Source organism: Micromonospora sp. NPDC049836 (genome assembly GCF_044465125.1).
Taxonomy (GTDB): Bacteria; Actinomycetota; Actinomycetes; order Mycobacteriales; family Micromonosporaceae; genus Micromonospora.
In genome coordinates this window covers 582771-594821 of record NZ_JBITLH010000005.1, presented here as the reverse complement: position 1 = coordinate 594821, position 12051 = coordinate 582771, and the positions used below count along the sequence as shown (strand labels likewise).

13 protein-coding genes and 2 tRNA genes are annotated in these 12051 nt (G+C 72.2%); 2 read left to right on the top strand and 13 right to left on the bottom strand.

Features of this window, described 5'->3' with window-relative positions; translation table 11 throughout:
• On the top strand, positions 1–815 hold an 815-nt coding region (locus ACIBPB_RS17445), incomplete at its 5' end, for an endo-1,4-beta-xylanase (RefSeq protein WP_396840581.1).
• Between the two features lie 75 nt (positions 816–890).
• Here the strand turns inward: ACIBPB_RS17445 and ACIBPB_RS17440 are convergent.
• From ACIBPB_RS17440 to ACIBPB_RS17420, 5 genes are all read right to left on the bottom strand, one after another.
• On the bottom strand, positions 891–1256 hold the full coding sequence (locus tag ACIBPB_RS17440; protein WP_396840580.1) for an ArsR/SmtB family transcription factor: 366 nt from the start codon (positions 1254–1256) through the stop codon (positions 891–893).
• Complete coding sequence (locus tag ACIBPB_RS17435) at positions 1253–1717, bottom strand: SRPBCC domain-containing protein (protein ID WP_396840579.1); 465 nt, start codon at positions 1715–1717, stop codon at positions 1253–1255. The genes ACIBPB_RS17440 and ACIBPB_RS17435 overlap by 4 nt, the downstream gene beginning before the upstream one ends.
• Positions 1718–1897: 180 nt before the next feature.
• Positions 1898–2092, bottom strand: coding sequence for a DUF397 domain-containing protein (locus ACIBPB_RS17430; RefSeq protein ID WP_396840578.1), 195 nt, complete (start codon positions 2090–2092; stop codon positions 1898–1900).
• The gene (locus ACIBPB_RS17425) at positions 2089–2238 is read right to left on the bottom strand and encodes a Scr1 family TA system antitoxin-like transcriptional regulator (RefSeq protein ID WP_396840576.1); all 150 of its coding nucleotides are present in this window, start codon (positions 2236–2238) and stop codon (positions 2089–2091) included. The genes ACIBPB_RS17430 and ACIBPB_RS17425 overlap by 4 nt, the downstream gene beginning before the upstream one ends.
• Before the next feature lie 93 nt (positions 2239–2331).
• On the bottom strand, positions 2332–3165 hold the full coding sequence (locus tag ACIBPB_RS17420) for a phosphoribosylaminoimidazolesuccinocarboxamide synthase (RefSeq protein ID WP_396840575.1): 834 nt from the start codon (positions 3163–3165) through the stop codon (positions 2332–2334).
• A gap of 136 nt (positions 3166–3301) precedes the next feature.
• Between ACIBPB_RS17420 and ACIBPB_RS17415 the strand changes: the two genes are divergently transcribed.
• Positions 3302–4621 carry an ABC transporter substrate-binding protein gene (locus ACIBPB_RS17415; RefSeq protein ID WP_396840573.1) on the top strand — a complete coding sequence of 440 codons (1320 nt, stop codon included), beginning with the start codon at positions 3302–3304 and terminating at the stop codon, positions 4619–4621.
• A gap of 45 nt (positions 4622–4666) precedes the next feature.
• Here ACIBPB_RS17415 and ACIBPB_RS17410 read toward each other — a convergent pair whose 3' ends face one another.
• The 8 genes from ACIBPB_RS17410 to ACIBPB_RS17375 all read right to left on the bottom strand — a co-directional run bounded on the left by ACIBPB_RS17410 (position 4667) and on the right by ACIBPB_RS17375 (position 11931).
• The gene (locus ACIBPB_RS17410; protein ID WP_396840572.1) at positions 4667–4909 is read right to left on the bottom strand and encodes a hypothetical protein; all 243 of its coding nucleotides are present in this window, start codon (positions 4907–4909) and stop codon (positions 4667–4669) included.
• A 50-nt stretch (positions 4910–4959) separates the two neighbouring features.
• Positions 4960–6279, bottom strand: coding sequence for an MFS transporter (locus tag ACIBPB_RS17405; protein WP_396840571.1), 1320 nt, complete (start codon positions 6277–6279; stop codon positions 4960–4962).
• Complete coding sequence (locus ACIBPB_RS17400) at positions 6276–6875, bottom strand: ArsR/SmtB family transcription factor (protein ID WP_396840570.1); 600 nt, start codon at positions 6873–6875, stop codon at positions 6276–6278. Before ACIBPB_RS17400 ends, ACIBPB_RS17405 begins: the two co-directional genes overlap by 4 nt.
• Before the next feature lie 144 nt (positions 6876–7019).
• Positions 7020–7093: transfer RNA gene (locus ACIBPB_RS17395), tRNA-Met, on the bottom strand.
• Positions 7094–7215: 122 nt separating this feature from the next.
• Positions 7216–7289, bottom strand: a tRNA-Met gene (locus ACIBPB_RS17390).
• A 49-nt stretch (positions 7290–7338) separates the two neighbouring features.
• Positions 7339–8271: a hypothetical protein gene (locus ACIBPB_RS17385; RefSeq protein WP_396840569.1), complete on the bottom strand. Its 933-nt coding sequence runs from the start codon at positions 8269–8271 to the stop codon at positions 7339–7341.
• On the bottom strand, positions 8261–8770 hold the full coding sequence (locus tag ACIBPB_RS17380; protein WP_396840568.1) for a SigE family RNA polymerase sigma factor: 510 nt from the start codon (positions 8768–8770) through the stop codon (positions 8261–8263). Before ACIBPB_RS17380 ends, ACIBPB_RS17385 begins: the two co-directional genes overlap by 11 nt.
• 179 nt (positions 8771–8949) lie before the next feature.
• On the bottom strand, positions 8950–11931 hold the full coding sequence (locus ACIBPB_RS17375; RefSeq protein ID WP_396840567.1) for a UPF0182 family protein: 2982 nt from the start codon (positions 11929–11931) through the stop codon (positions 8950–8952).
• Positions 11932–12051 lie beyond the last annotated feature (120 nt).

Sequence of the window (12051 nt, the reverse complement as noted above, 5' to 3'; positions counted from 1 at the left end):
GCGTCTACCGCATGATCCAGGACTTCAAGTCCCGCGGCGTACCCATCGACTGCGTCGGCCTGCAGACCCACTTCACCGGCGGCAGCTCCCTGCCCAGCAACTTCCAGACCACCCTGTCCAGCTTCGCCGCCCTCGGCGTCGACGTCGCCCTCACCGAGGTCGACGTCACCAACGCCTCCACCACCCAGTACGCCGGGCTGACCCAGGCCTGCATCAACGTGCCCCGCTGCATCGGCATCACCGTCTGGGGCGTCCGCGACAGCGACTCCTGGCGCTCCAACGAAAACCCCCTGCTCTTCGACGGCGGCGGCAACAAGAAGGCCGCCTACAACTCCGTCCTCAACGTCCTCAACAGCGCCGGCCCGACCACGAGCCCGACCTCGAGCCCGACCGGTGGCGTCACCTCGTCGCCGACGTCCTCGCCCACCAGTGCGCCCGGCGGGGCGAAGCGGATCGTCGGCGCCCAGTCCGGCCGGTGCATCGACGTGCCCAACTCGTCGCAGAGCAACGGCACCCGGGTGCAGCTCTACGACTGCCACGGGCTGGCCAACCAGCAGTGGACCCTCACGTCCAGCCGGCAGCTGACCGTGTACGGCAGCATGTGCCTGGACGCCGCCGGCTCCGGCAACGGCTCGGCCGTGCAGATCTACAGCTGCAACGGTCAGTCCAACCAGCAGTGGAACGTCAACTCCAACGGCACCATCACCGGTGTCCAGTCCGGGCGCTGCCTGGACGTCTGGGGCACCAACAACGGCCAGCAGGTCCAGATCTATGACTGCAACGGCCAGGCCAACCAGCGGTTCAGCCTGAGCTGATCCGCCGCGTCGAGCGCGGTGTGGCGGCAGCTGCCGCCACACCGCGTCGCCGTGTCCGGGCCGGCCGCGCCGGTTCTACCGCTGCGGCCCGGTCTTGTCGTCGTCCACCGCCGGGCCACGCTGGATCGTCTCGGCGATGCGCTTGATCCGCCGCAGCCGGGAGTCCCAGGCGGCGCCGACGTCGGCGAGCTGGGCCACGGCGCGGGCGAGCTGAGCCTCGTCGACCCGGAACTGCCGCTCCCGGCCGGCGGTGCTGGCGCGCACCAGACCCACCCGGTCCAGCACCACGAGGTGCTTCGCCACCGCCTGGCGGGTCACCGGCAGGCGCTCGCTCAGGCTGGTCGCCGTGCCGCCGCCCTCGGCCAGCAGCAGGTCCAGCATCCGGCGGCGGGTCGGGTCGCCGACCGCCGACCAGAGGTCGTCGTCCACCAGCACCGTCACGCCCGGGTCCCGACCTTCTCGGCGTACGCGGGCAGCTTCGGCAGGAAGTGATCCCAGCCGCTGACGTGCTCGGCGTACTCGGCGGCGATCTTGGCGGTGTCCCAGCCGCGCTCCCGGAAGCCGCTCTCGGTCATCCGCAGCAGCGTCCCGCCGCCGGCGGGCTCGAGCGCGAAGACGACCAGGAACGAGTTGTCCGGTGCCGGCTCCTGGCCCTGCTCGTGGGTCCACCGGAAGGAGAAGAGCCGCGGCGGCATGGCGTCGACGACCTGGAACCGCACCCAGGTGCCGGTGCCTCCGGCGATGTCGCCGAAGCCGATCCGCCCCGCCCCGCCCGGCACGACCGGGAACTCGGCCTCGTCCGGCCACCACTCGCGCAGGTGCTCCGGGCTGCTGACCACGTCGAAGACGACCTCCGGCGCGGCGTCGATGTGGATCTCCCGCTCGATCGTTCCGTACTCCACGACTGCCACCTTTCGCAACGTTTGGTTGCACCTCACGCTAGCCGCCGACCGGCCGTAGCGCAACCATCGGTTGCACATTGCGCGGCCCACCGCCGGTCCACGGGCCCTGCCGGGGCGGCGACGGAACACCGGTCCGCGGGCCCTGCCGGGGCGGCGACGGAACGCCGGGCGGCACCCGGCTCAGCCGGCGGCCCTGATCCCAGCGACGAAGGCCCGCCAGGCAGCCGGGGCGAAGGCGAGGGTGCCGCCGTCGCGGTCCGTGGAGTCGCGGACCAGGACCCGGTCCGGCAGGTTGTCGGCCACCTCGACGCAGGTGTTGCCGCCGTTGCCGGACCGGCTCGACACGCGCCACTGCGGGGTGGGGGCGGTGTTCACAGCTCGCTCACCAGCTTCCCGATCAGCTCGACGGACACGCTCGCGGGCAGCGCCTCGCTCAGCAGGGTGTCCCACATCGTCCTGATGGTAGCCACGTCGTCCGGGCGGTCGACGATCTGGCCAAAGACACCGTCCACGTAGGCCACCTCGTCCCCCGTGCAGCTCGGCCAGCAGCCCACCGGTGCCGAGCGCCCTCCACGGAGGGTGACGGGACCATCCTCGACGGTGCGGGCGGCCGGTCAGTCCCAGCGGTTGCCGGTGAGCTTCTCGTACACCTCGACGTAGCGGGCCCGGGTCGCCTCGACCACCTCGGCCGGCACCTCGGGGGCGGGCGGCTGCTTGTCCCAGCCGCTCCCGGTGGCCCAGTCGCGCACGTACTGCTTGTCGTAGGAGAACTGGGCGCGGCCCGGCTGGTACGACTCGGCCGGCCAGAACCGGGACGAGTCGGAGGTGAGCACCTCATCGGCGAGGACCAGCGTGCCGTCCGGCGCCCAGCCCAGCTCGATCTTGGTGTCGGCGATCAGGATGCCCCGGTCGGCGGCGATCTCCGCGCCGCGCCGGTAGACGTCGAGGGTGATCTGCCGGAGCCGCTCCGCGGTCTCGGCGCCGACCTTGTCGACCACCCGCTCGTAGCTGATGGGCTCGTCGTGCTCGCCGAGCGGCGCCTTGGTCGACGGGGTGAAGATCGGCTTGGGCAGGATCGACGCCTCCACCAGGCCGCGGGGCAGCGGCACGCCGGAGACCGCGCCGGTGCGCTGGTACTCCGCGAAGCCGCCGCCGGTCAGGTAGCCCCGGGCCACGCACTCGACCGGGATGATGTCCAGCCGCCGGCAGCGGATGGCCCGGCCGGCGAACTCCTCGGGCACGTCGGTGGCCGAGATCACGTGGTTCGGCACCAGGTCGGCGAGCTGCTCGAACCACCACAACGACAGGGCGGTGAGCAGGCGGCCCTTGTCCGGGATCGGAGTCGGCAGCGCCACGTCATAGACGGAGATGCGGTCGGAGGCCACCAGGATCAAGTCGTCGCCGTCGGCGTACACGTCCCGTACCTTGCCCGAGTGCAGAAGTTCCACGGCGCCTAGTACACCATGGGCCGCGCCGGCTCCCGGCCCGGCCACCGGGCCCTCCCACCGCCGACGTTGACACCCTCCCCCGGCTCCTGTGTAAATGGTCCGTCCGCAGCCACCGCCCGCGCCCCAGGAGCATCCCGTGCGCGTACCCCCTTCCGCGCCCCGCCCCGGCCTCGACCGGCGGCGGCTCCTCGGCGCCGTCGCCGGGCTGCCGCTGCTCGGCGGCGGGCTGGCCGGCTGCCAGCCGGAGGCGGAGAGCCGCGCCGACGACGGGCCGATCGAGCTCTCGGTGTTCTGGTGGGGTGGGGCCCGCCGGGCCGAGGCCACCGAGCAGGTGCTGCGCCTCTACTCGCAGCAGAACCCCCGGGTCCGGTTCCGGATCACCTGGCAGGGCCTGACCGGCTACTACGACCGGCTGGCCATCCAGGGCACCGGCGGCAACCCGCCCGACCTGTTCCAGCTCGACGACACCGTGCTGACCGAGTACGCCAACCGGGAGATCATCCTCGATCTCAGCGGGTACGTCGCCGACAACCGGCTCGACCTGCGCGGCCTGCCGGACAACCTGGCCCGGTACGGCCAGGTGGACGGCCGGACCATGGCCGTGCCCGCCGCGCAGACCAACGCCGCGCTGGTCTACAACCGGTCGCTGCTGCGCCGGCTGGGCGTGCCGGAGCCGCGCCTCGGCCTGAGCTGGAAGGAGTACGCCGGCTGGGCGGCCCAGGTCACCCGTACCGCCGGCAACCGGGTGGCCGGGACGATGGACCCGTCGGGTGACTACCGGGCGCTCTGGCTCTGGCTCCGCGGTCAGGGCCATGAGCTGTACCAGGGGCGGCAGCTCGGCTTCGGCTCCGCCGAGCTGCTCGACTGGTTCGAGTTCTGGGAGGTGGCCCGCTACGACCGGGCCACCCCGAGCGCCGCGCTGATCGAGTTGGCGGACACCGGCGAGCTGGACCGCCAACTGGTGGTCACCGGGCACACCGCGGCGTCGTTCGCCTGGTCGCACCAGTTCCCCGAGCTGCAACGGCTGACCGACGACGAGTTGGGCCTGGCGCCCGTCCCGGGCAGCCCGGCCGCGCACTGGCCCCGCGCGTCGATGTACTGGGCCGCCTTCCGGGGCACCCGGCACGCCGCCACGGTGGCCGACGTGATCAACTTCCTGACCACCAACGTGGCGGCGGGGCGGATCCTCGGCACCGAACGCGGATTGAACGCCAGCGCGCAGGTCCGGGAGTACGTCGCTCAGGGCGTCACCGACCGGGCCGCGAAGCGGGTCATCGCCCTCGGCAACGACCTCGGCGGCCTGATGGGCCCGGCACCCGCTCCCCCGCCCAAGGGCCACGCCCAGGTACGTGCCCTGCTCATCGCCGCCGCGGAGAACATCCGCGCGAAGCGCTCCGGGGCCCGGTCGGCGACCTCGCGCTTCATGGCGCAGGCCGGCGCCGCCCTCGCCGCCTGACCGCCCCGGGTCGGGGCGGGCCCACCGGGCCCGCCCCGGCAGCGGTCAGCGCGGCGGGCCGCTCCGCCGGCTACGCACCAGGCGATACACCAGGAACACGATCACCGCGAGCACCACCAGGCAGCAGAGCAGCCCCAGGCCGCCACCGCCCCGGCGCCGCCGGGCGGCCTCCAGCACCACCTCACCGGTACCCGTGGACGCCCACGCCGCAACCGGCACGAACACGGAGAGCACGACCGCACCGAGGACCGCGCCGAGGCGGCCCCACCACTTGTTCCAAGCAGACATGTCCCCATCCTCGCCGAGAAGCGCAACCGGGGCAGGGTGGACGCGAACTGTCACCGGCCCGCACCGTCTCCCGCCTTCGCCAACGCGGCCGGAGGGAGGTCCGGGACGGCGATGTCGTCCAGCGAGCGCACCCTCGGAATCGGCGAGGGAAGCAGCCAGAACACGCACATGGCACCGCCGACCGCCGCGATCCAGAGCGTGGGACGCAGCCCGAGCCAGGTGCCGAGCGCCCCACCGGACAGCGCGCCGAGCGGCCGGACGCCGTAGTTGATCGTGGAGTACGCGCCGGCCACCCGGCTGCGCAGTCCCTCGGGGATGACCGCGGCGTTGAGCGCGTTGAGGTTGACGTCGAACAGCATCACCCCGACGCCGGAGAAGAACTCGGCCGTGCCCAGCAGCCCGGCCCGCGCCCAGAGCGGACCGTCCGCGACCGTGGCGAAGAGGATCGAGGCCGGAAAGACGACGGCACCGATCACAATGCTGCGGCCGACTCCGATCCGCCCGGCCAGTCGGGGCGCGAGGACCGCGCCCAGCAGCCCGCCGACCGCGCCGACGCCCAGCGCCAGCCCGAGCAGTCCCGCGGGCAGGCCGAGGGTGCGGCTGGCGAAGAGCACGAGCAGGGCGTTGGCCACGAAGCTGAAGTAGTTGACCGTCGTCGCGCAGCCGAGACCCGCCCGGAGCACGGGATGGCCGAGGGTGAACCTCAGCCCGTTCCGGGCCTGATGCCACAGCGTGCCGGGCGGCCCGTCATCCGGCCGACCGCTCGGCGCCGGACGAGCCGGCCGGATTCGGCCGATAGCCAGGGCGGAGACCAGGAACGAGACCGCGTCCACCAGGATCGCGACCGGCGCGGTCAACGCCTGGACCAGCACCCCGCCGAGGGCCGGCCCGGCGATGGCGGAGGCGGACCTGCTGGCGCTCAGCGCACCGCTGGCGTCCAGGTAGCGCGGCCGCTCCACGAGCAGCACGAAGAAGGCCGGGTACGTGGTGTTGAACAGCACCGCCGCGGCGCCGGTCAGCAGCGCGACGGCGTACAGCTGGGCCATCGTGCCGACGTCGAACGCGAAGGCGACCGGCACCGTCACCAGCAGCGCGGCCCGGATCAGGTCAGCCGCCACCAGCAGGCCCTTCTTGTGCGTCCGCCGGTCGATCCAGGCACCCAGGAAGAGCCCGGTGAGGTTCGGCAGCCACACCAGCGCGGTCAGCACCGACACCTGGCCCGGGCTGGCGTCGAGCACCAGCACCGCCAACAGCGGGAAGGCCAGCTCGGAGATCCGGTCCCCGAACTGCGAAATCGTGTGCGCGGCGAAGAAGGACCGGAACGGCGGCTGGCGGAGCAACGACGGCTGCCCCGCCGTCCCGGCCGTCACGGGGTCCCCGCCTCGGGCAGGACGTACCGCAGGATGCGCACGTGGCGGGCGCCCGGCGGCTGGTCGGCCGTCTCCCGGGTCACGTACGGCGCGAGAACCTGCTCGATCGCGGCGTTGACGGCCGCAAGCTCGCCTTCGGTCAGCCGCATGGTGGTGTTGGAGAGGCCGGCCTCGCGCCGCCACTCCGCCTCCAGCCGGGGCTCGTCCTCGACCATCCAGCGCCGGGGCAGGTCGTGGTACTGCTCGAAGAGCGTCCTGCTCAGCACGCGACTCGCGGCCCGACCCTCGTCGTCGTCTGGGAACCGGAAGCGGAAACCGCCCGCGCTCGCCTCCCAGTACCGCTTCCGGGCGTCCCCGCCCCCGGCGCTGTCCCGCACCAGGCCGAACCGGGCGAGGTGGCGCAGGTGCCAGCTGGTGACCGAGGGGGATGCGCCGACGTGCTCGGACAACTCGGTCGCCGTCGCGGCCCCGTACCGCTGGAGCCGGGACAGGATGGCCAGCCGGACCGGATGCGAGAGGGCCCGCATCGCGGTCGGGTCGGTGAGTTCGAGATCGCCGTACGGGTTGCCGCTGGAGTCCGGAATTCCGAGAGACATGTCTCGAGAGTATTCTCTCAGATTTTTGGCCGCAACCGTCCCGGCCGGCACGGAACCACAACGAGGGGCGCGACGAGCGGGACGACCCCGCGAGAGAGACGACGAGGGGCCCCGGAGATGATCTCCGGGGCCCCTCGTCACGAGTAGCGGGGACAGGATTTGAACCTGCGACCTCTGGGTTATGAGCCCAGCGAGCTACCGAGCTGCTCCACCCCGCGTCGGCTTCTACAGCCTATCGCATCCCGTCCGTGGAGATCAGCCGGGTACCCGGATCCGGTCCGCCGCCCGTCCGACATGGCGAAGGGCCCCGGAGCGAACTCCGGGGCCCTTCGTGAACGAGTAGCGGGGACAGGATTTGAACCTGCGACCTCTGGGTTATGAGCCCAGCGAGCTACCGAGCTGCTCCACCCCGCGTCGGTTCGTTTACCGTAGCGCACGGACCCCAGGGGGCGCAAAACGGGCCTCAGTCCAGCCAGTTCCGGATCGCGTCGACCGCCCGGCGGCTGTCCTGGTCGACCTGGGACCGCGGGCTGGAAGTGCCCTCCCAGCCCAGCTCCCAGAGCACGGTGACCACGTTGCCGACCCGTACCGCGCGGACCAACCGGACCACCTCCCGCACGTCGGGGGCGCCCTCGTAGTCCGTGGCCGGCCGGCGCACCTCGAACAGCACCGACTCGTCGCCGTAGCCGCCGTCGGGCAGCAGCCGCTGGGTCGACGTCAGCCCCTCGGTGTCCGCCGTCCCCGGCCGGGTCGGGCAGTCCCGCACCGCCCGCCGCAGGTCGGCCAGCGCGTCGTCGGCCCGCCCCGGCCGGTAGACGGTGATGCTGTGCTTGTAGCTGCCGTCCGGGACGTACCCCTGCGGGGTGGTGGCCAGCTTGAACGCCAGGGTGCGGACCCGGCGGGTGACGACGCCCGCCTCCCCCGGCGTGGCGCCGCAGAGCGCCGGGAACACCGGCCCCGGGCCGAAGGTGCTGCCGGTACCGGCGTCGTTGGCGGCGGCCAGGACGAAGAAGGCCCGGTCCGGGATGCGGGTCGGGCTGACGCCGGCGCCCGCGGCGGTCGTCCCCGCCGGCGCGTCCGGGGTACGCGCGGGCGACGACGGCGGCACGCTGCTGCGGCTCGGCGTCGGCGGGGGCGTCGCCGGGGTGGGCGACGGACTGCCCGGGTCGGGGCTGGCCGCGGGCGGGCCGGGCGTGGCGTCCGGGCCGGCGGTGAGCACCATCCGGGTGCCGGCGGCGGTGCCGGCGACCAGCACGGCGACGGTCAGCCCGCCGAGCGCGGCGCGCAGGTGTGCCCGCCGGTCGGCCCGGCGGCGCAGCCGATCCGGCGCCGGCAGCGCCCGCTCGTCGGCGTCGCCGGCCAGCGCCCGGTAGAGACCGCTCAGTTCACGCGACATCGTTCACCTCCAACTCCTCGCTGGCCACGCCGGGCAGCAGCTCGGCCAGCCGGGTCCGCCCCCGGGACAGCCAGGACTTCACGGTGCCGGCGGGCACGCCCGCCTCCCGGGCGATCTCCGCCACCGGCATGTCGAACAGGTAGTGCAGGGCGAGCGCCTGCCGCTGCCGGGCCGGCAACTGCCGCAGCGCCCCGACCAGCAGCACGGTCTCCTCGCCCGGTGGGCGGACGTCGTCCGGTGGCCCGGTGCGCGAGGCGGCCAGCCGCCAACCCCGCAGCCGTCGCCAACGGTCGGTGGCCAGCCGGCTGATCACCAGCCGCAACCAGGCCTCCGGGGCCGGGTGGGCGGCGAGCTTCCCCCACTGCCGCCAGGCCCGCGCGTACGCCTCCTGGACGAGGTCCTGCGCCTCGCCCGGATCGTCGGCCACCGCGTAGCCGTACCGGAGTGTCCGCGCCGACGTGCTGCGGTAGAAGTCGTCGAAGCTGTTCGCGTCCCGCATCGCCAGATCTCCGCCCGCTCGGTCCATCTGCCCTGTTGACGGCCGAGCGGGTCACCCGGTTGCGGCCGAACGGTCCGTCATCCGACACGAGCCCGTGGTCCGGGAACCGCTCCGGGTTCCGGACCACGGGCTCGCGTGGTCAACGTCGGCGTCAGCCGTTCGGCAACGCCGAGACGAGGTCAGCCGTTCGGCGTCGCCGAGGGGCTGGGTGAGGTCGGCGGGGCGGCCGACGGGCTGCCGCTGGCCGACGGACCCGGCGAGGGGTTCGCCGCCGCCTGGGCCTGCTGGAAGGCGCTCATCGCCTCGTCCAACGTCTTCAGCGCCCGCCCGTACCGCTCGAAGTCGCCGGACGCCTGGGCGGCCTTGACCTCGGCAATCGCGCTCTGTACCCGGTCGGCGGCCTGGGCCAGCTCCCCGGTGAGCACCGGCGGGGTGGTGGTGCCGCCGCCCGTGGGCGGGTTCGTCCCACCCGAGCTGGGCGGCGGGCTGCCGCCGGGGGCCTTCTTGCCCTGCTCGACGAGCTGCTTGATGCCGTCGCTGAGGTTGTTCGCCAGCACCACGTACGAGCCGCCGTCGCCGTAGGAGAGCAGCACCTTCTGCAACAGCGGGTACGCGTCCTGGTTGCTGCTCTTCACGTAGACCGGCTCGACGTAGAGCATGCCGTCGGCGAACGGCAGCGAGAGCAGGTTGCCGTACTGCACCTGCGCCTGGTTCGAGGAGAGCAGGTTCAGCTGCTGCCGGATGTCGCCGTTGTTGGTCATCTGCTGGTGCACCTGCGTCGGCCCGGAGATCCGGGTCTGGTCCGGCAGCTCCAGCACCTCCAGCCGCGGCTCGCCGTCGACGTACGACCCGGAGACCAGGGCGGCGAGGTTCTGCCGCCCGTTCGGGGTGACCGCCGCGGTGAGCTGGAAGCGCGGCCCCTCCTGCCCCGGGAACTGGGTGAACAGGTAGTACGGCGGCTGCTTCTGCCCGCTGTCCGGCGCGTCCGGCACGTTCGGCACCTGCCAGAAGTCCTGGCCGGAGTAGAAGTCGCCGGGGTCGGTCACGTGGAACTTGGTGAGCAGGTTGCGCTGCACCTTGAACAGGTCGGCCGGGTAGCGGAAGTGCTCGGCCAGCTCCGGCGGGATGTCGCCCTTGGGCAGCACCAGGTCACCGCCGAAGGCCTTGTTCCACGCCTTGAGCACCGGGTCGGTGTTGTCGAACTCGTACAGCTTCACCGTGCCGTCGTACGCGTCGACGGTCGCCTTCACCGAGTTGCGGATGTAGTTGACGTCCTCCCGGGCGAGCTGGAAGGTGCCCCGCCCGGTCAGCTCGTCGGTCGTCTCGGCCTGCAGGTTGACCCGATCGGCGTACGGGTAGGTCGCGGCCGTGGTGTAGCCGTCGATGATCCAGAGCACCCGACCGTTCACCACCGCCGGGTACGGGTCGCCGTCCAGGGTGAGGAACGGCGCCACCTTCTCCACCCGGTCGCGCGGGTTGCGCACGTAGAGCAGCTTCGAGTCGTCGTTCACGGCCTCGGAGAGCAGGAAGTTCGACTCCTGCTCCTTGATCGCGTAGAGCAGCCGGCGGGTGAACGAGCCGATCTCGACGCCGCCCGCGCCCGTGTAGGTGTAGTACTGCTCGCCGCCGGTGGAGGTGGGCCGGTCGAACTCGACGTTGCGGTCGCCGGTCTGCCCGACGATCGCGTAGTCGTCGGCCTCCATCCGCTCGCCGTAGTAGATCCGCGGCTGCTGGGCCGGGATCTGCTCGGTCTGCGAGGAGCACGCCTCCTGCGCCTTCTCGCCGAGGAAGCCGGAGACAAAGTACGGCTGGCCGCCGCAGACCACCTGGTTGGCCGGGGCGCCCACCAGGCCGTAGCCGTGGGTGTAGACGGTGTGCCGGTTGATCCAGTTGTTGTTCGGCAGCTCGCCGTAGTTGATCTCCCGGACCCCGACCACGTAGTCGGAGGTCTTGTCCGCCAGCGTGTACCGGTCGATGTCCAGCTTCGAGCCGAAGTCGTAGAAGCCGCGGACCTGCTGGAGCTGGGTGTACGTCTCGGAGACCAACTGCGGGTCGAGCAGCCGGACGTTCTGCACCACCGAGGTGTCGGTGGCGAGGCTGGCCGGTGGCACGAGGTTGTTCGCCGCGTACCCGGTCGTCTTCGTGTTGCCGATCCCGAACGCGGCCCGGGTCGCCTCGATGCTCCGCTCGATGTACGGCGCCTCCTTGTCCCGGGCGCTCGGCTTGACCTCGAAGGTCTGCACCGCCCACGGGTAGATGCCACCGATCGCGACCGCGGAGACGCCGAGCAGGGCGAGCGCGATGCCGGGCCAGACCAGGTTCCGCATCACCGCGTTGGAGAACACGATGATCGCGATGGCCACCACCACCGAGATGTACGCCAAGATCTCCTTCGCCGGGAGCAGCGCGTTCACGTCGGCGTAGCCGGCCCCGTAGAGCTTGGCGCCCTCGTTGTACTCCAGCAGCATGGCCCGCCGGTCCAGCACGTACGCGATGGCCTTGAGCAGGACGAAGACGGCGACCAGGGTGCTCAGGTGGGCCCGGGCGGCGTTGGTCATCCGGTCCCCGACGCCCTGCAGCCGCACCCCGCCGAAGATGTAGTGCACGGCCAGCGCGCCGAGCAGGGCGAGCACCACCGCGGTGAACCCCACCCCGAGCAGGTAGCGCCAGAAGGGCAGGTCGAAGACGTAGAAGCCGACGTCGACGCCGAACTCCGGATCCTTCACGCCGAAGGTGCCGCCGTTACGGAACAACAGCCACTGGCTCCACCGGCTCTGCCCGGAGAGCCCGGCGAAGAGCCCGATGATCACCGACACCACGGCGATCCAGGTGCCGAGCCGCGGGGTGAGCAGCATCCGGTACCGCTCCAGGGTGGCCTGCTCCGGGGAGTGCGGGCGCAGCCGCGGCCGCAGCCGGTACGCCAGCCACAGGTTCGCGGCGATGACCAGGGCCATCCCGGCGCCGATCACCAGGAACAGCAGCAGCCGGGTGGCGAGCACCCCGGTGAAGACCTGGGTGTAGCGGACCTCGTCGAACCAGAGCCAGTCGGTCCACGCGTTGACCCCCCACCCGAGCAGGGTGAAGAACACGAACACCCCGATCAGGACCCCGATGGTGACGCGTCCGCGCCGGCTCATCCTCGGCAGGGGGCTGCTACGCATAACCACAGTTGGCTCCGCACGCTCGATGTGATCGGCTCCGATCAGGCACCCAGAGTACGGGGTGTTCCTGAGCACGTCGGGTCAAGGTCACGTCACGATCGTCCGGCGACCGCTGCGGCC